The 18,306-nt window shown below is 54.6% G+C and carries 17 protein-coding genes; 9 read left to right on the top strand and 8 right to left on the bottom strand.

Features of this window, described 5'->3' with window-relative positions; all coding sequences use genetic code 11:
* Window positions 1-21 precede the first annotated feature (21 nt).
* Window positions 22-1,917: an Ig-like domain-containing protein gene (locus tag CCALI_RS12900; protein WP_172636656.1), complete on the top strand. Its 1,896-nt coding sequence runs from the start codon at window positions 22-24 to the stop codon at window positions 1,915-1,917.
* A gap of 6 nt (window positions 1,918-1,923) precedes the next feature.
* Here the strand turns inward: CCALI_RS12900 and aat are convergent, their stop codons facing one another.
* Window positions 1,924-2,505: a leucyl/phenylalanyl-tRNA--protein transferase gene (gene aat, locus CCALI_RS12905; RefSeq protein WP_016483915.1), complete on the bottom strand. Its 582-nt coding sequence runs from the start codon at window positions 2,503-2,505 to the stop codon at window positions 1,924-1,926.
* Between the two features lie 370 nt (window positions 2,506-2,875).
* Between aat and cmk the strand changes: the two genes are divergently transcribed.
* The 6 genes from cmk (at window position 2,876) to CCALI_RS12935 (ending at window position 7,939) form a co-directional block, all read left to right on the top strand.
* Entirely contained in the window at window positions 2,876-3,598 is a 723-nt protein-coding gene (gene cmk / locus CCALI_RS12910; RefSeq protein ID WP_197409314.1) for a (d)CMP kinase, read from the top strand.
* Window positions 3,595-4,311 carry a lysophospholipid acyltransferase family protein gene (locus tag CCALI_RS12915; RefSeq protein ID WP_016483917.1) on the top strand — a complete coding sequence of 239 codons (717 nt, stop codon included), beginning with the start codon at window positions 3,595-3,597 and terminating at the stop codon, window positions 4,309-4,311. Before cmk ends, CCALI_RS12915 begins: the two co-directional genes overlap by 4 nt.
* Window positions 4,312-4,376: 65 nt before the next feature.
* Window positions 4,377-4,997, top strand: coding sequence for a uracil phosphoribosyltransferase (gene upp / locus CCALI_RS12920; protein ID WP_016483918.1), 621 nt, complete (start codon window positions 4,377-4,379; stop codon window positions 4,995-4,997).
* Between the two features lie 111 nt (window positions 4,998-5,108).
* On the top strand, window positions 5,109-6,476 hold the full coding sequence (locus CCALI_RS12925) for a nicotinate phosphoribosyltransferase (protein WP_016483919.1): 1,368 nt from the start codon (window positions 5,109-5,111) through the stop codon (window positions 6,474-6,476).
* A gap of 27 nt (window positions 6,477-6,503) precedes the next feature.
* On the top strand, window positions 6,504-7,178 hold the full coding sequence (locus tag CCALI_RS12930) for a macro domain-containing protein (RefSeq protein ID WP_016483920.1): 675 nt from the start codon (window positions 6,504-6,506) through the stop codon (window positions 7,176-7,178).
* Window positions 7,178-7,939, top strand: a complete 762-nt coding sequence (locus CCALI_RS12935) for a 2-phosphosulfolactate phosphatase (RefSeq protein ID WP_016483921.1) — start codon at window positions 7,178-7,180, stop codon at window positions 7,937-7,939. The genes CCALI_RS12930 and CCALI_RS12935 overlap by 1 nt, the downstream gene beginning before the upstream one ends.
* 8 nt (window positions 7,940-7,947) lie before the next feature.
* On the opposite strand, the gene CCALI_RS12940 is transcribed toward CCALI_RS12935, so the two are convergent.
* The 4 genes from CCALI_RS12940 to hppD form a co-directional block, all read right to left on the bottom strand.
* Complete coding sequence (locus tag CCALI_RS12940) at window positions 7,948-8,127, bottom strand: hypothetical protein (RefSeq protein ID WP_016483922.1); 180 nt, start codon at window positions 8,125-8,127, stop codon at window positions 7,948-7,950.
* Window positions 8,128-8,151: 24 nt separating this feature from the next.
* A complete protein-coding gene (locus CCALI_RS12945; protein ID WP_044949263.1) occupies window positions 8,152-9,114 on the bottom strand; it encodes a YihY/virulence factor BrkB family protein in 963 nt (320 codons plus the stop codon).
* A 138-nt stretch (window positions 9,115-9,252) separates the two neighbouring features.
* Window positions 9,253-10,212 (bottom strand): fumarylacetoacetate hydrolase family protein, encoded by a 960-nt coding sequence (locus CCALI_RS12950; protein WP_016483924.1) that lies wholly within the window; start codon window positions 10,210-10,212, stop codon window positions 9,253-9,255.
* On the bottom strand, window positions 10,209-11,315 hold the full coding sequence (gene hppD, locus CCALI_RS12955) for a 4-hydroxyphenylpyruvate dioxygenase (protein ID WP_016483925.1): 1,107 nt from the start codon (window positions 11,313-11,315) through the stop codon (window positions 10,209-10,211). The genes CCALI_RS12950 and hppD overlap by 4 nt, the downstream gene beginning before the upstream one ends.
* Window positions 11,316-11,509: 194 nt before the next feature.
* Here hppD and deoC point away from each other — a divergent pair, with 194 nt between their 5' ends.
* Window positions 11,510-12,205 carry a deoxyribose-phosphate aldolase gene (deoC, locus tag CCALI_RS12960; protein ID WP_016483926.1) on the top strand — a complete coding sequence of 232 codons (696 nt, stop codon included), beginning with the start codon at window positions 11,510-11,512 and terminating at the stop codon, window positions 12,203-12,205.
* Here the strand turns inward: deoC and CCALI_RS15510 are convergent.
* From CCALI_RS15510 to CCALI_RS12975, 3 genes are read right to left on the bottom strand one after another with little or no spacing between them, the layout of a single operon-like run.
* A complete protein-coding gene (locus CCALI_RS15510; RefSeq protein ID WP_016483927.1) occupies window positions 12,202-14,691 on the bottom strand; it encodes a protein kinase domain-containing protein in 2,490 nt (829 codons plus the stop codon). The genes deoC and CCALI_RS15510 overlap by 4 nt on opposite strands.
* 5 nt (window positions 14,692-14,696) lie before the next feature.
* The gene (locus CCALI_RS12970; RefSeq protein ID WP_197409313.1) at window positions 14,697-15,473 is read right to left on the bottom strand and encodes a PP2C family serine/threonine-protein phosphatase; all 777 of its coding nucleotides are present in this window, start codon (window positions 15,471-15,473) and stop codon (window positions 14,697-14,699) included.
* A gap of 2 nt (window positions 15,474-15,475) precedes the next feature.
* On the bottom strand, window positions 15,476-16,150 hold the full coding sequence (locus CCALI_RS12975) for a vWA domain-containing protein (RefSeq protein WP_016483929.1): 675 nt from the start codon (window positions 16,148-16,150) through the stop codon (window positions 15,476-15,478).
* Between the two features lie 217 nt (window positions 16,151-16,367).
* On the opposite strand from CCALI_RS12975, the gene dnaK reads away from it, so the two are divergent.
* Window positions 16,368-18,227, top strand: coding sequence for a molecular chaperone DnaK (gene dnaK / locus CCALI_RS12980; protein ID WP_016483930.1), 1,860 nt, complete (start codon window positions 16,368-16,370; stop codon window positions 18,225-18,227).
* Window positions 18,228-18,306 lie beyond the last annotated feature (79 nt).

An 18,306-nucleotide genomic window follows, 5' to 3' on the forward strand; every position in this document is an offset into this window, starting at 1 on the left:
CTAGCATTGGCCCAGCGGTCTATGGTCACTCTTTCCGCCACACGTGACGTGATTTTAGCTGATGGAAAACAGCAGACGCTGATTATTGCCGATGTTCGTGATCAGAATGGGAACCCTCTGAATGGCGCAACGGTCCTTTTTCAAACCACTGCCGGAACGCTCACCCAGACGCGAGTAACGGCCGTCGGCGGAATCGCGCAGACGCGACTTATCAGTGCGCCCTTCCCCACGGTGGCACAGGTTACGGCGATCGCCGAAGGGGCCGGGGTAGGGGCCTCGAATGCGCTTCAGATCGAGTTTACCAACGACCCGGAAGCGACCGTAGAGGGCAACAACTATGTGCTCTTTACCGGTAAGTATGTTGCCTATAGTGCGACCGATCGCATCATCGAGGCCTTCAGCGTCAATGGTGGCTCGGAGCTATCCTACCGCAACTTCGATATAAAAGCCGACCGCATTCAGTTTCATTGCGACGATAACGCTGTGGTTCGGGCAGCAGATAACATTACCCTGCGTCGAGGCAAACATGTCATTCACGCCATTCGCCTTTACTACAGCTTAGGTACGGGAATGGGCTATGCCATCGCAAAGTGGAACGGCAGCCTGCAACAGGTAGAGATAACAGGGGTTGATCTGCAGATGCAGAAACCTCACGGCATCGTGCCTCCAGCCTATTTTACAATGCCGCAAATGCAGGTGAAACTGGTGGTTGTGGCGCGCTCTATCGCCTATTTCCCGGGAGATAAACTTCAGTTCACCCGTCCGCGTTTTTTCCAAGATAATTTGCAGATCTTAAGCCTACCTTACTATGAGATGAGTCTCAACTCCGATCAGCTCTTCTCGGATCACTTCATTAGCGTGGGCTCACGAGGCTTTGGGCTTGAGCTTCCATTCTACTACGATCTCACACCGCGTAGTTCCGGTATTATCTACCTTCGCCATGACCAACAGCTGGGAAGAGGTTATTTTAGCACCGACCCCGGATGGTCTATTGATCTCATGCAGAGCTACTCGGGCACAGGAGAAATGCGCTACGAGGGGTCTTATGGCTTTACGGACTTAACGCGTGGAGGGTGGGGGTTCCAGTGGACCCATACGCAGGAGTTTTCGGATAGCACGCAGGGAGCTTTCGCTTTAGATTTTCCTCATCATACAGGCCTTATTGGAAGCCTCGACCTAAGTACCCACGGCAAACTCGGACGCTTGGGCATAGATTTTAATGGGGGACAGACGTGGGTTTCTCCTACGGAGACCTCATTGGAGGGCGACCTCTATCTTGAGACCAATCCAAGCTCCTACGGGTTTGCAAAAGGATGGCGCTATGTGTTTGGTACCCGCTACTCCTCAAACTACTTCCGCTCTTCTGGTAGTCTTGCCTCGTTGTCAAACGCCTCCTCGGAAGAGATAACTTGGCGAACTTTTCCGGCAATGCCGATGCTGTTAGATCGGCGGACAACCCTTAACGTCTCGTTCACCCTGGGCCATATGTGGACAACAAACCATCTGACTGGCTTCACATCCCAAATCTCTTTGGGGCTGGATCGTACCCTTCCAAATGGTGGAGACATTAACTTTGGCTACGACTTTCTGTCTACGCCAAACCCGGCCTACAACGAGGACGGCAAGCATCGGGTTAGCATCACCTATCAGGTGGGGCGATCGAAGCACTTTGCTCTGGGGCTTTCCGGAACAGCGTTTTTGGATAGCCCGAGCGCCAGCTTCCTAGCCGATGCGGTCTATCGCCTCGATTCGCGATGGCGTCTGCTTGCCTCCGCCACGCTGCAACATGGCAATTTCCTAAATTATCAAGATTTTGAGCTCACTATTGGACGACGTATTGGGGCCCGCGAGTTGCAACTTACTTACTCTACCTACACAAAACGCATCTATATAGATCTAACGAGCACAAATTGGTGAGGTCTCTTAGATAAATTGACACGGTAATTCTAACGCTTTTTGTAGCCGTTGCAGATAGACCTGATGAGGTATTTCAATGGCCCCGAGCCGTTGTAAATGAGGAGTTAGGTACTGCACATCCAGCAACACGAAGTTGCGCTCTTTAAGGCGTTGCACTAGAGCAGCTAGGGCTACTTTGGAGGCGTCTGTTTCTCGATGGAACATGCTCTCGGCCATGAAAGCCCCTCCCAATGCCACTCCATAGGTCCCGCCCACAAGGCGCCCTTCGCGCCATGTTTCCACGCTATGCGCCAAGCCGCGTCGGTGAAGTTCGGTATAGACCTGAATGAACTCCTCCGTTATCCAAGTTCCTTCGGGTCTATCGGCACAACCGCGCATAACCTCCTCAAAGGCAGTGTTAATACGTACTTCAAAACGCCCTTTACGAATCGTTTTGGCTAGCGAACGCGAGATGTGAAAACCGTCGAGCGGAATGATCGCTCGCCTTTCGGGTCGAAACCATAAAATCGCTTTTTCCTCCTCGACATACATAGGGAAGATCCCCATGCTGTAGGCCCAAACCACCTTTTCTGGCGTAAAAGGAATCATGCAGGTTGTCCTTATCGAATCGGCTCTTCTTATTAGAATACGGGTCGGGAAAACCTCTATGGCTTGTTCTACGGTCCTGAATGGCCTGTTCCGTGGCCGACTTTGGCTACAGTGAAACCACATTCTACTTTTGACCTACGAAAAGCACAGGTCTTTCATTTTTCGCTCAGGTATACTTCCTCCTTGCTACCGAACCGATAAACCTGAAGTGCCAACTCGCATCTAGCAAACCTGCCATAACTGTAGTACCGTTTCTGCTAGGGTAAGCTGTTTCCAAGGAAGTCAGAAATCACATGGCTTGTCCATGGGAAAGTTCACACACAATACTCTTTCAGCTTTGGGGGTAGACTGTGTTAACGAAAGGAGGTTCTTGACAAGTTTGATAGTAACCATTGATGGCCCTGCGGGTGCTGGCAAAAGCTCGGTCGCACGGAAATTAGCACAGGCGCTTGGCTATACTTATCTAGATACGGGAGCAATGTATCGCGCTGTAGCTTGGATGGCTCTAAGACAGAACATAGCTCTGTCGGATGCCGAAACATTGGCTGAGTTAGCTCGTACGCTGCCTATTCGCTTCGGTCCGCTCTCTCCCGACGGGATACAGCAGGTATGGATAGGGGAGGGGGATGATGCCGAGGAGGTTACAAATGCTATTCGTACACCAGAGGTGTCGCAAGCCGCCTCCATTATCTCCACTCACTCACCGGTACGCAAGGCCCTAGTCAAGCGGCAACGCCAGATGGCGCTGGCCGCAGAAAACGGTGTGGTGCTCGAAGGTCGTGATACAGGAACAGTGGTCGTTCCAGAAGCAGAGCTGAAGATATTTCTAACGGCTTCGCCTCAGGAGCGTGCTCGGCGACGCGCTGCCGAGCTAAGAGCGCAAGGCTTAGAGGTCTCTGAAGAGGCGATGTTAAAGGAGCAAGAAGAGCGCGACGTGCGTGATAGCCAAAGGACCGATTCGCCGCTGCGGCGAGCACCCGATGCGATCCTCCTCAATACCGATGGTCTCGACCTCGATGCGGTAGTACAGCAAATACTACGTCTCCATGAAGAGCGTTGTGGTCAGAGTCAATGTGGAGTATCAGAGGCATGAAAGCGGGGCAAGCTTGGAAAGAGGTAGGGCTCCCATGTTGGTATCATCGTCTTTGCCGATATCCGCTCGCATGGATATTTCGGCTCTTTTTTCATCTCTACGGGCGACTACAGGTGGTAGGTTTGGAAAATATCCCCAAGACCGGTGCCTTGCTCATTGCGGCTAACCATGCTAGCGACCTCGATCCTCCGCTGGGATGGGCCGTTATCGCGCAACGGCGCTGGATATGGGGCGTTGCTAAGATCGAGCTCTGGAATCATCCCGTTACTCGGTTTATAACGCGCACAATGCACGGCATTCCTGTGCGACGTGGTAAAGCCGATCTGCGTATGTTCCATCTTGTTCTAGAGCTGTTGGAGAGGGGAGAGGCGATAGGCTTTTTCCCGGAGGGTAGTCGCAGCCGAGACGGAAACCTACAACCTGCGCAGCCGGGTTTGGCGCTATTGGTGCAGAAAAGCGGCGTCCCTGTGGTCCCTGTAGGCGTTGTAGGGACATTCGATATGCTGCCGCCGGGTGCAAAAAAGTTACGGCGGGCACGCCTGGCCATCTGTTTTGGGCCTCCTATCCATTTTTCACCCGATGCCTCTCGCGAGCAGATTCTCGAAACGGTTATGACAGCCATTGCCCAGCAGATAGAGGTAGGGAAACGGCAGGTTAGCGAAAAAAAGCGCGATTTTCCGGGTGAACAGCAGGATGTCCGCAATGGGCTCTAGCAAAAGATGGCTCATTTTGGGTATTTCACTATATCTGTAAAACAGGAGGAAGGCTGGGGAGAGAGATGCCGCTAACCGTCCTGAACCACGCTCTCGCCGATCACATTGTAACGCGCCTGCGCGATGAAAACACGCCTCCCGAGCAGTTTCGCCCGCTCACGAGAGCCTTAACGCACATTCTCATTGCGGAGGCCACGAAAAGCCTGCCCACACGCCCCCGTGTCATTCGCACTCCGCTGGAGGAGATGGAAGGCCGTGAGCTCGATGTGGAGATCGTGGCTGTTCCCGTATTGCGGGCTGGCCTTGGGATGCTGGAACCCACTCTAGAGATGCTCCCCGGTGCGGCCGTTGGCTATGTGGGTTTAGAGCGTGATGAGGTCACTGCAGAAGCCCATTCTTACTACTGTAAACTGCCGAACATGGCCGGCAAGACAGCATTTTTATTAGATCCCATGCTCGCCACTGGCGGGTCCGCCTACCGGGCAGCTAAAAGCCTCTATGAGGCCGGCGCCGAAAAAGTTATCTTACTCTGTGTGGTTGCAGCTCCGCAGGGCATCGCCCGGTTGGAGGAGGCTTTTCCTTCACTACAGATCGTGGCGGCCGCACGCGATAGAGACTTAAACGCAAAAAGCTTTATATTGCCCGGCCTTGGCGATTTCGGCGACAGACTTTATGGAACCTTCTAAGCTCTGTGCCATAATACCACTGTACACGTTAGGACCTGCGCAAAAAGGAGAGGAGCAACCCTGTTAGTCCCGGCTTGCCGTTCGGGTGATGGGTAAAGCAAATAGCGCACTATGAGCGTATTTGACGGCAAACGCTTGCCTGTAAGCACGTTTAAACTCGACGTGGAGCGGATGCGCCGCGGCTGGTATTCGGATAAGTATTTCTATAACATTGTGGCCCTCTTGGCCGAGCTTGCTCGGCAGGGGTATCGCTTTGGTGGCAGCTGCCCCGATCTTTCTGACATCGGGGTTGATGTCTCTAATGTGGATATCGGCAACATTGAGGTCGAGATGCAGTGGTTCCCACGCCGCCAACCGATGTGTATTGTGGTGGGAGTGGATAAAGCTCTCGCTATATTGCAAACCTGTACCGGCTATTTCAACGAGCACGGTGAATGGGTAGATACGTTTGAAAATCTAGAGGTGCTGGCCGTTCACGATGGCAATATCGCCACCTACTCCGGTGATCCTATGCAAGTGCAGCCCGTGTTAAAGGTACGAGGGCGCTATCGCGATTTTGCCATTTTGGAGACACCCACGTTAGGCGCTCTCACGCGCGGTTCCCGTATCGCCACCAACGTCTATCAGGTGCTTGAAGCGGCCAGAGGCAAGGATGTGCTCTTTTTCCCGGCACGTTTCGATGCCCACGAAGTTCAAGCGGGAGATGGGTACGCCTACCATATCGCCGTGCAGGTCTATAACGCCCATCATGGGCGCACGAACCCCTCTTTGGTTTCTACCGATGAACAGGGCGATTGGTGGGGTGGGGCAGGAGGGGGCACGGTAGCCCATGCCGCCATCGCCTGTTTTTTGGGAGATACTGCGGAGACCATGTTGGCCTTCGCCGCGGTTCTACCTCCCTCCATACCGCGTATTGCCTTGGTGGACTTTCATAACAACTGTTTGGGCGATACGCTTACCGTGATGGAGCGGATGTTTAGCCGCTACATGCAGCTCATAGAGGCCGGTAAGGTTGAAGAGGCCCAGCGCTATGTGCTCTACGGTGTACGCCCAGATACCGGAGGGAATATGCGCGATGTAAGCGTCGCTCCTTTAGGTGACCCTCGCCTGGATAATGGGGTAAATCCCCGCCTCTGTTTCGCCTTGCGCGCCGCCATTGATACCGCTTTTGAGGCGTGGGATCTCCCCACCCGTTGGGTAGATAGGGCGCGTGAATGGTGTCATCGGGTAAAGATCATCGTAAGTGGAGGCTTCAATCCGCAGCGGATACGGGCTTTCGAGGAGATGCATGTTCCGGTAGATGCCTATGGGGTAGGCTCAGCGCTCTTCTCGAATTGCGCTGAGTGCGGCACCACAAACGACTATACCGCCGATGTCGTGCGGGTCCGTATTCACGGAAAGTGGTATCCTATGGCAAAAAAAGGGCGGCAGGCTTGCGATAACCCCGACCTACAGCCGGTAGACCGACTGCCGTCCTAACAAATCACTCAACGAGGAAATCGTCAGATGGTTGTTGTTCATCTTCCGACATCTCAAGAAAATCGCCCGTCGTGGAGGCGCTGTCTACGCTCTCTGCGGCTTGCTCAACCCTTCATTCACCCGTTGTATAGGGTGCAACGCGATGGGTTAAATGTGCAGCTATGGTCTGCCTCCTATAAGTTGCCAGCGCGCATGCTGGGGGCGCCCTTCTTTCGAAGAAAGCAGGCCTTCATTGTGCCCGTTTCCCCTGATCTCAAGATGGTTTATGGAGCGGCGAAGCTTGCGCGCGACTATGGAGCCGATCGCCCTCAAAGGGAGGCCGATCGGTTCGCCCCCCTGCCACCGGGTGAGGCGCTTATTGTTAGTGGCGCGCGCTATCGCTATACTTATACGGCGCTCGCCGTTATTTTCGATCAGCAAAAACAGAGCTCCCCTGAACGCATTGTTCACGCGGTGCGCAGAGCGATGGAGCTAGCACGTCAACGTGATTGCACGGGCGTTATCTTGCCGGATTTCACCAACAACCTCATGCCCCAACCAAACCAAGTTACACCATCTTTGCAAAGGGCTGTTGCCGAAGCGACTGCGCTGGCTATGGTGGAGGCCATTCGCGCCTGCCGCGGACTTATGGAGCATATTCACCTCTGGTGCTACGATCCAAGCAACGCAGAGGTCTATCTGCGAGAGCTTAGGCGTCTCTAATGCACGTAATGGAGATTCGTGTCGCGCTCTTGCCAGTTTTGGCTGGGGATGTTCAGGACGCTGTCTGCATCGTTATAGACGCCCTACGTGCTACCTCGGCCATCGCAGTGCTTTTTGCGCGCAACTGCCCACGTGTGTACGTGGCAGCGGGACATGAAGCTGCTATCCGTTTTGCACGCGAGAACCGCCTGTTGCTGTGTGGAGAAACAGGAGGACGAAAGCCGGAAGGGTTCGACTTCGGTAACTCCCCTGTGGAGTTTCTCACACAAGATTTTCAAGGGCGCCCGGTGGTGCTTTCCACGACCAACGGCACCTATGCTTTATCACAGGTTAGGCAGGCTCGGCACGTTTTTGCAGGGGCGCCCCTCAATCGAACAGCCGTTGCACAAGCGGCCTGGACTGCAGCCCAACAGGCTGAGGCGGATATCGTTATCGTGTGCAGCGGAACCGATGGGGATTTCACACTGGAGGACGCCACTTCTGCTGGTCTCTTTGTGGAAGCGCTCATCGCTCAAGCCACACCCTGGGAACTACCTCTATTAGATGATGCGGCTGTGGCCTGTAAGCGGCTGTGGCAACAAGATCCTCAACTCCTTCGAAGCTGGCTTGAGGGACGCCATGCGCAACATCTTGCCGAAATAGGTTTTGGCGAGGATGTCGCCTACTGTGCGCAGCTCGATCGGCTATCGGTTGTCCCCGAATTGGTAAGAGACTCGTCGGCTGAGCTGCCGACGGCGCCTATCTTTCTCGTTCCGGCTTAAATAAAAGTCTAAAGCACCTCTTTGTTCTTGCTCGTTAGCAGCTTATAGACCTCGGAGATGAGCCACACGAGGAGTGCGATCTCTAAAGCGATGAAAAAGAGATGACCAACCCAGGCGATCACGCCGAGCAAAAGCTTCCATAGGATGAAGCCGATGATCATCGCAACGATGAGAAACAAGATGCGCATTGCCGAACCCCTTCCTATTTTTATCTACTCTTGAATAGACGTAATTTCTGCACGAGTCGTTTCCTGCGCGTCTTTCCGCGCTTTGCGAGCTAAGTCGGCCGCAATCTCCGCGCCAAGCAGAAAGATGACCATGGAGTAGTAGGTCCAGATCACCAGCGCTACAAGTTTGCTAAGTGAACCATACAGCTTATCGTAGGAGTGGAAACGAAGAAGGAAGAAGCTGAATGCAATTCGAATGAGCTCCCAGAAAATAGCGGCCACGAGGGCACCGATGAAGGCGGGGCGTTTCGGCGGGCGATAGGCGGGCAGGAGCCGGTAAAGCTCGTAGAATAGAAGCGTTGTAAGGACAAGCGGCAGTAGCGTAAGCCCTACTTGCATAAGAGAACGAAGAGAAGAGGTAAGATAGGGAAAAAGATGAGAGAAGAAGGCCATAATCACCGAGGCACTCACGTCAGCACCCATAAAAAGAATGGCAAGCACGGTCGCCTCTAAAGCAACAAGGCGTCTCTGATACCACTTACGCGGTTCATGTACCTCCCATATGAGGTTAAGTGCGTTTTCGAGCACGAGAAATGCTTGATGCGCCCCATAGAGCAATCCCACCAACCCAATAAGTCCTAGGGTGCCTCGACTTGCCAGAACATGACCAAGAGTGGACTGCAAAAAGCGCGGATTAAGGGGCAGAAAGCCCTCAACAGAAGCGATAAAGCTATGAAGAGCGCGTTCAGAACCGCCAATAAAAAATCCTATAACCGCAATACCAAAAGCAAGCAGCGGCACCAGAGAGAGGAGAATGCAGTAGGCACAGGCGCAGGCCATCATGCTTCCTTCATGCCGGCTATAGGCCTGGTAAATGGTGTAGAGATAGCGCCAGATGATGTGGCCTATGCGCCTGCTGTAGCGATAAGACTCCGACAACCATTGTCTTTTCAGGTTCTTTGGGGTCATAAAAAATCTACGCGCGGAAACCACCGGCTTTAGCCACACGGAGGAAGCGCATCCTCCTTTGTAAGTAGGGGCGCAACACCTTGCGCCCCTACATTCGCATTGGTTGAGGACAGATATGTCTGTCGCGCTAGAGCAGATCGGCTGCCTTTAAGTGCACGGTTGTTTACTAGGTGTTGCTTATACAACCTGATTCTCTAGGGTTCCAAGCAGATCAACTTCTAAGCGCACGACGTCGCCGGGGCGAAGCCAAGGGTAGGTTCCCGAAGGAAACTCTACCAGACTGCCAGTGCCCACAGTGCCGGAGCCGATGAGGTCACCTGGTAAGAGGGTTGTATTTCGGGAGGCGTGGGCGATGAGCTCAGCAAACGTCCAGTGCATCTCTTTGAGATTGCCATGGGATATCTGCTGTCCGTTTACAAAAGCTTTCATCGTGAGGTCATAACGCCGTCCCCGTCCGCTTTCAGGTAACACTCGTGGCTCCAACTCATCGGGCGTTACGAGGTAAGGCCCTAGGGAGGTTGCGAAGTCCTTGCTTTTGGCAGGGCCAAGCCCCACTTTCATTTCACGCCGTTGAATATCGCGTGCGCTCCAGTCGTTTAAAATGGTGAAGCCGGCAATGTAGTCATCTGCCTCCTCTACAGGAATGTTACAACCTGCCATTCCAATTACCGCTGCAACCTCTAGCTCGAAGTCGAGCTCCTCCGTTTCTACGGGTTTGGGCACTGCGGCCCCGTGCGGTAGCATACAGGCCGTATTGGAAAAGTAGAAAGCCGGAGCCTCATACCACTCCGGAATCATGTCGAGCCCTCTATTGCGTCGTGCGTTACGCACATGGGCCTCAAAGGCATAGAAGTCTCGAAAGGAAGTGGGGTGCACGGGCAGATCGAGGTCTTCAGGGGGGAAGGGTCTACGGAAAGGTCGAAGTTCCTCCGGCCCGATCTTCTCAAGCCGTTTTTGATGACGCTCTAAAAGGTTGCCTCGCTTGCGCATTTGGCAGATAATCGGCAGAAACTCGTTGGCGTCAAGCGGCATGGTAAGACGGAGATCGCCGGGCACCGTTACCGCAAAGTCGAATATCTCCTCTCCGATCAGAATATAGTAGAAGCGCGGCTCGCTCTTAAGACGAAGCAACTTCATAAGGTTCCTCGCAACGCCTGCTCCCGCTCGATGGCCTCAAAAAGCGCCTTGAAGTTTCCTTTACCGAACGATTGCGACCCATGTCGTTGGATGACTTCGAAGAAAAGGGTAGGCCGATCTTCTACCGGTTTCGTAAAAATTTGTAGGAGATAGCCCTCATCATCGCGGTCTACGAGGATTCCTAACTGGGCTAACTCGTGAAGGTCTTCTTCAATTTGGCCTACGCGGGCTGGCAGCATCTCGTAATAGGCGTCGGGGACATGAAGGAAGGAGACGTCGTTATGACGTAAAGCCCGCACGGTGGCGATGATGTCGTCCGTGGAAAGCGCTATGTGCTGTACGCCGGGGCCACCGTAGAACTCAAGGAACTCCTCAACCTGCGACCGTTTACGGCCGGGAGCGGGTTCATTGAGAGGAAACTTAATGCGTCCTTGGCCATCCTGTACCACTTTTGACATAAGGGCCGTATACTCTGTGCTGATGTCCTTATCGTCGAAGCTGATCAACTGCTTAAAGCCAAGCACCTCCTCATAGAAGTGAACCCAACGATCCATTTGTCCTAGCTCTACGTTTCCGACAATATGGTCTATGCTTTTGAACCCCACCGGATGGAAGGTGCGTGGGCTATAGCGCTCCGGGTCGAGCGGCTTAAAGCCCGGAGCAAAGAGACCACGATAGCGATCGCGATTGACAAAACTGTGGATGGTATCGCCATAGGTGTGAATGGCTGCGTGAACGTAAACCCCCTCCTCATCCTCGTGGTAGGTGGGCGCTTTGGCGCTCATGGCGCCTTTGGCTAGGGCGGTTTGATAGGCTGCCTCCACATCGTCCACTTCAAAGGCGATATCCTGCACGCTATCGCCGTGAATCAGCAGGCGTTGATTATCGGGGTGGTCGGCACGGAGTGGAGAAGCGAGCACAAAATGGATATCGCCTTGGCGCAAAAGATAGGCGGCCTCATGGCGAACCCCGGTCTCTAGACCGGCGTAGGCAACTACCTCAAAACCAAAGGCATTGCGATAGAAATAAGCCGATTGGCGGGCGTTTCCCACAAAAAACCTTATGTGGTCAATGCGACGTATGGGCAGCTCTTGTGTGTTCATGTTCGTCTCCTCGATGTGTGCGAGTGTGCTTATAGCAGGCCTTTTGGGCTTCAAAGACTATTATGGTTTGTTCATTCAACCCTGTCAAGGGCAACGGGTTTTGCGGTGGGCGCGTTGCTGCGATTTTGCTGCATTATAGAGACTTTAGACAGGTATAACATACAGGATTTTGAACTTTGGATGGAGCTAAAAATATGGCTATCTGTTCTCCACAGGCGCTGGCAAAATGCATAGACCATACGCTTTTACGCCCTGAAGCTTCTGCGGACGATATTCGGCGGCTCTGTGCAGAAGCACGTGCATACGGATTCGCTTCGGTCTGTGTTCAGCCGGTGCGCGTAGCTCTTGCGGTACAGGAGCTTGAGAACACGGGCATCGCCGTAGGCACTGTGATAGGGTTTCCCCATGGGGCGAGTGGAACCGCCGTAAAGGTTTATGAGGTGGAACGCGCACAAGAGAAGGGAGCCTCTGAGTTCGATATGGTGATTGACCTTGGCGCCGTGCAAGACGGCGATTGGCAGCTGGTTGCCACGGAGGTTCAGCAGGTAGCAAAGCGCGTGCACGCAACTGGAGGAGTATTGAAAGTTATTTTAGAGTGTGCTCTACTCAACGCCGATCAGAAGCGGCATGCGGCGGAGGTAGCGTTAGAAGGCGGCGCCGATTATCTCAAAACCTCCACCGGTTTTGCTTCGGGCGGTGCAACCATCGAGGATGTACGCCTGCTGCGGCAAGTGGCCGGGGAGCGGTGCAAGGTAAAGGCTGCGGGAGGAATTCGTACCTGGCGTGCAGCGTTGGCGATGCTGGAGGCGGGGGCGGATAGAATCGGCTGTAGCGCCAGCGTGATGATCATGGAAGAGGCCTTGCAAGCCTTTGATCAGACGGCCCTTTAGCGTTTTTGTGAAGGAACAAAGCGAACTGGCACCCTCCAAATATAGAGCGTGCCCCCTTGAGTTCCTGCGGCGATGAAGCGGCCGTTGGGAGCGTAGGACACGGCATTGACAATGCTGTCTTCCTCCTGAGAGGTGCTGGTCGGCGGAACAAACCGATAAAGTACCTGACCAGTATCCAGATCCCATAGGCGCACGACACCATCGGTACTGCCGGTTACCGCTTTCGTGCCATCCGGCGAGAGTGCCACCGCATTCAGGCCGCCAGCTTCATTGTCACTTACCATGCGCAGTAGCTTTCCGGTATGGACATCCCAAACGCGTATCGCGTTGTCTACTCCCGCGCTGTACAGAACCTTATCATCCGGAGAGAACGCCACGGAGAGCGCTTGTGCGCCGTGGGCGCGATGATTCCAGAGAAAGCGTGCTGTTGAAAGATCGTATATGCAAACATGGCCGGGAAGCCCGCTCGTAACCGACCCGCTTGCGATGGCAACGAGACGATTGTCGTTAGAAAAAGCCACGCCGAACACTTCGCCGGGTGCAGGGATTTGCGCCACCGGATAGAGCCGATGCACGTCCCAAACCTCCACGGTACGTGCGCGCGTGCCTACCGCGAGGCATCGGCTGTCGTGCGAGAAGGCTAAAGCACTTACATCACCTTGAAAACCGTTGAGTTCGCCACGGGTTAGATAGCTGTGGGCATCGCGTAGTCGAACGCTCCCGTTAAGAAGAACAGCATCGGTGCCGTTTGCTAACAGTTTTCCGTTTGGCGAGTAAGCAACGGCGGTGACGCTGCCGATGCCTGTGATAGAGCGATCGAGTGTCCCTTCAACGGTATCGTAAAGGTTCAGCTCACCGGGAATAAGGCGTTGGTCTTCGTTGCGTCCCATGGCGGTGGCCACCGTACTGCTATCCGGTGAAAAAGCTACGGAGTAGATGGGGCCACTTTCGTTGATAGTACGCACGTAGGCGGGGATATAGCGCCTTTCCGCCGCGTGGGCAAGCACCACGGTAATCGCTAAGGCGCCTGTAAGGCCGGAGAGAAAGGCCATGGGTCTACCGGCCCGGGCGACCTTCCATCCTATGATGGCAGCTATCAGTGCAAACAGACCTGTAACGAGATGCAGTACGGGGAGAAAAATAGCTAGGAGTGCCAAAACGCCGGCCGCCCACGTGGCTGCTGGATAGGGTGGTAAGGAGGGTAGGCGGGGCAGGGGGGTGTTATAGGAGTTATAGTAGGCCGAGGGGGCTATAGGCCACGACATTGCGGAGGGCACGCTGGCCGATCCAGAAGTGGGAACTGTTTGAGGCGTGGTGATCGCTTGAGGCGATGCTGAAACAGCCGGCGATGCTTGTGTGGGCTGAGGGGAAGGGAGATTGTGAGGGGGCAGGGTAACCGGGTAGCGTGCCGGCTGCGACCGTGAGGGGCGTTTGATCGGCTCCTGCGGTTCGGGTGGAAAAGGGTCGCGCCCTCCTAACAATGCCTTGCGTTCGCACCAAGGGCAGCGATTAAGGTGGGCGCCATAGCGGTGGAGGGGGTTCTCAGCGCAAACCGTAAGTGAAGCCGCAGCCTCTTTTAGGGCGGCGCTCCAGGTGGCTGCGTCTGGACGGGCCGAAGGGTCTTGGAAACCATCCTCAAAACATCGGGCGAAGAGAGCTCTGAGGGTTGGAGGCAAAAGCGTCATAGGCGGGGCCTGTGGCATGGGCTTATAGGGTACAGGGCGTGCTCCATAGGGATAATGGCCGGCGCGAATGCGTTCACTGTAGGGGGGAGGGTCTCCGTGGCCTAAATAGATGCCGGAAAAGGGATGCGTGCCCTCCATAAGCAGCTGAAAGATAAGAACGGCTAGCCCAAAGAGGTCGTGTTCTGGCTTGCGATCTATGGTGCGGAAATTGCAGTTTTGAAGCTCTGGAGGGGTATAGTCCGGCTTTCCAACGGGGCAGCGATAGGTCATCTTCCGAACAGGGTCATGCACTTGAAACGAGTCGGTATCCACCAGGGTCACGAGGCCGGTGTCTTTAACAAGGATGTTCGATTCGTTGATATCGCCGATCACATAGCCTCGTTGGTGCAGAGCGCGAACAGCCCAAGCCACGTTGATGGCAGCCGTATAGAGATATTCGTAAGTAAAGAGAGGGGTCTCCTTGCGGCGAATGGCCGGATTGTAGACGTTAAAGAGCGGGCGCATACCGCTGACGCGCGGCATAAGGAAGCCGGCAAAACTTCGACTGCCGTAGGCATGATAGAGCAGGTCTATCGGCCAAGCGATCGAGTGATGGTCGGCGCCGGAGATAGGGATATCTGGGGGATTTTCCACCATAACGGTAAGCTTACGTACCTGTTCTGGGGTTGGCTGGTGGTAGATTTTTGCGCAAAGTCGTTCCGCGTCGGTAACCGCAAAAACCCGTGCCTCTCCGCCCGAACCGAGCGGATGATTCATATCAACAAGGATGTTGGAACCATTAGATTTGCGAATAAGGCGCATCGAAGTTAAAGGGTTCGGCCATGCGGTTCACAACGGCGTACGGCAAGCACAAGCGTTAAGTCGTCGTCGGTGCGTTCTGCGATGCGTGGCGATCGAAGAAAGTTTTCCAGCTGTTGTCGGCTATCGGAGCCTGTATTGGCGGCGAATCGAAAGAGCGGAAGAAAGAAGGGCGCGTGGGGTTCACCCTGCGGCAGTTTGAGCGCGAGGCGTTGCAGGCCGTCGGTAGTGACAGCGATGCCCCAAGGCGCCTCTGGCTGGAAGACAAATTGAGCCGCTTCCAGGCTAGAGGAAGAGGTCAAGAACAGGGTCTCATTAACGTACTCGGTTTGTGGAGGGCGGGTAAGGGTGCGTAAGGTATCGTTAGGGAAAAGCCCAACGCTAGTGCCGTCACCTATTTGCGCGGCGGCAACGAAGCGAGGGGTTGCGGCTACAAGGAGCAGCGTGCAGGCCAGCTCACGCAGCTCTACCTGTTGTGTTTCGGCCTCGTGTTCTAGGCGCTCTCGTGCCGCGCAGAGGCCGCCAATGAGATGTTTTTGTACCTGCAATTCCTCATGAAGGCCCTCTGCCTGCTCGGCGCAGAAGCGAAGAGAGCTTTCTACGGCCAAGCTCGCGCCGAGTTGGCCGTACTGCGCAGAACCGGCGCCATCGGCAACGGCGATCAAGAGCAGGCCTCTTGGTAAGACGAGGCAGTCATGAGCGTCCTGACAAGGCAATCCGGCACGCACATGACCTGTTCCCGCAACAGAAGCCGAGATGACCTTCCAAACCCCACTGTATGTCACCGTTAAACCGTACCCCATCCTGGTGGTGGAAGGGCCACCTGTTCATCCACTTGAGATTGCGATACCTTTTGCATGGAGGCTGAGAGCCAAACAAACATCTCAACAAAATTCAGGCCAACGAGTTTGACGGGCGTTCGTACAGCGATTTGAGCCAGTTTGTTCATATCCGCGTTTTCCACACCAACGGCAAAAAAGGCAACCCGTTTGGCGGCCTCTTCTTCTCGAACCCTTTGGGCGGCACGCTCCACAACCTCTTCCGGCTCGCCTTGTGGGGCTCCATCGGTGATGAGAAAGACCCAGGGGCGATAGTAAGCGATGCCGTTGGCGCGATATTGAGCTTTTCGGGCGGCGATCATGTCAAGGGCTTTGTTGATGGCGGTTCCCATATGGGTCATGCCGCCCGCAGTCAGGGTAGGCGGATCGAACTGATCGGCTGTGACGAAATCTTGAACCACCGTCACGTCGTTATTGAAGGCCACTATGGCAACCTCCACTCTCTTTGAGGCGAGCGGGTCGCGCATAAGGTCGTTTTTAAATGTTTTTAACCCTTCATTGAGGGCATCTATCGCAGGGCCGTTCATTGAGCCGGATGTATCGAGCAGAAGAACACAAGGGCATCGGGGTTCCGGATTTTCCGCAAACTCAACGGCCTCTTCCAAGGCAGAAGGAACACTCATATGCAACACCTACCTTTTCTGTCCGTTACGAATCGGGTACTGTAGTCTCTAGAATTATACTACGCTTTCGGAAGGGAAGAAATCTCGAAGGTCATTGAGCAGGGAACCGTCCTTCTTGGCTGTGCGTAATTTGATAATGACATACTAAAATGGTATAATACTAGTGTCTTCAAGACAATAGCGACGAAAAAAACGAACCCTGGAGGATTTAAAGGATATGGGAAAAGCGGTTGGTATTGACTTGGGTACTACCAACTCGGTCATCGCCGTGGTGGAGGGTGGTGAGGTTACGGTTATCCCCAACTCGGAAGGAAGCCGTTTGACGCCATCGGTGGTGGCGTTTACCAAAACCGGGGAGCGCCTTGTGGGCGCGCCTGCCAAACGCCAGGCCATCATTAACCCCGACCGAACGGTCATCTCCGTCAAACGAAAAATGGGAACCTCCGAGGTCATCACCATTGGGGATAGAACCTATAAGCCCGAAGAGATCTCGGCGATGATCCTGCAAAAACTAAAAGCGGACGCTGAGGCCTATTTAGGCGAACCGGTAACGGAGGCCGTCATCACGGTTCCTGCCTACTTTAACGATGCCCAGCGAACCGCCACCAAGAACGCCGGTGAAATCGCCGGGCTTAAGGTGCTTCGCATTATCAATGAGCCGACAGCAGCGGCGCTCGCTTACGGGCTTGATAAGAAGAAAGAGGAGCGCGTACTAGTGTTTGACCTCGGCGGCGGTACTTTTGATGTCTCCCTACTTGAGATCGGTACCACCGAAGATGGAGGCTCCGTGCTAGAAGTGCTGGCCACGAGCGGCGATACGCATCTCGGAGGGGATGACTGGGATCAGCGTATCGTAGACTATGTGGCCGAAGAGTTCAAGCGTGAAACCGGTATTGATGTGCGCAAAGATAGACAGGCGCTGCAGCGCTTGCGGGAGGCCGCTGAAAAAGCCAAAATAGAGCTTTCTACGGTTACACAAACGAACATCAACTTGCCCTTCATCTCTTCTACGCCGGACGGGCCGGTGCATCTGGATATAACCCTGACGCGGGCGAAATTCGAGGACATTACACGCGACCTCGTGGAGCGCTGCAAAGGGCCCTTCGAGCGCGCCCTTGCCGATGCAAAGCTGAAGCCTTCCGATATTGACGAGATCGTCTTGGTGGGTGGTTCCACACGCATGCCGATGATTCAGGAGTTGGTGCGCCAACTCAGCGGTGGCAAGGAGCCTAACAAAACGGTGAACCCGGATGAGGTGGTCGCCGTGGGGGCCGCCATTCAAGCTAGCGTGCTCGCCAGCGAAGGAGGCAGCAAAGGCACCAACATCCTGTTGCTGGATGTGACCCCGCTGTCGCTTGGTATCGAGACGCTGGGCGGTGTTATGACCAAACTCATCGAGCGCAACACCACCATCCCGACCCGCAAGAGCCAGATATTTACCACGGCAGAGGATGGGCAAACCAGCGTTCATGTAAAAGTCTATCAAGGTGAACGTGAGATCGCTGCGGCCAACAAGTTCTTAGGAGACTTCCAGCTCACCGGCATTCCGCCAGCGCCGCGTGGCGTGCCGCAGATCGAGGTCACCTTCGATATTGACGCGAACGGCATCCTTAGCGTGTCGGCACGCGACCTCGGTACCGGGCGTGAGCAGAAGATCACCATTACCGGCAGTAGCAACCTGACCCGCGAGGAGATTGACCGCATGATGCGTGAGGCCGCACAGCACGCTGAAGAAGACCGCAAACAGCGCGAGCGGGCGGAGGCGCGCAACCGTGCCGAATCGGCTGTCTATGCGGCGGAGAAACAGATACGTGACCTTGGTGACAAGGTGCCGCTAGACCTCAAGGCCACCCTTGAGAAGCAGATCAGCGACCTGAAATCGGCTATTAACGCGAGCGATACCTCCGTTGAGCGCTTGCAAGAGCTAACCCAAGCGCTAGAGCAGACCATGTATCGCCTCTCGGAAGCGGTCTATCAACACGCCACGGCGGGCACACATAACACGCATAGCTCGGATGGTGCTGCCGGCGGGCAGGGATCGCCTGAAGAGACCGTGATTGACACGGAGTTCAAGTAATCTTTCGTTCCCCTTCGCCGCTATATAGCGGCGAAGGGTACCTTGCTTTCACACGTTTCTTCGTAGAGAGAAGAGCACC

The sequence above is a fragment of the Chthonomonas calidirosea T49 genome (genome assembly GCF_000427095.1).
Taxonomy (GTDB): Bacteria; Armatimonadota; Chthonomonadetes; order Chthonomonadales; family Chthonomonadaceae; genus Chthonomonas; species Chthonomonas calidirosea.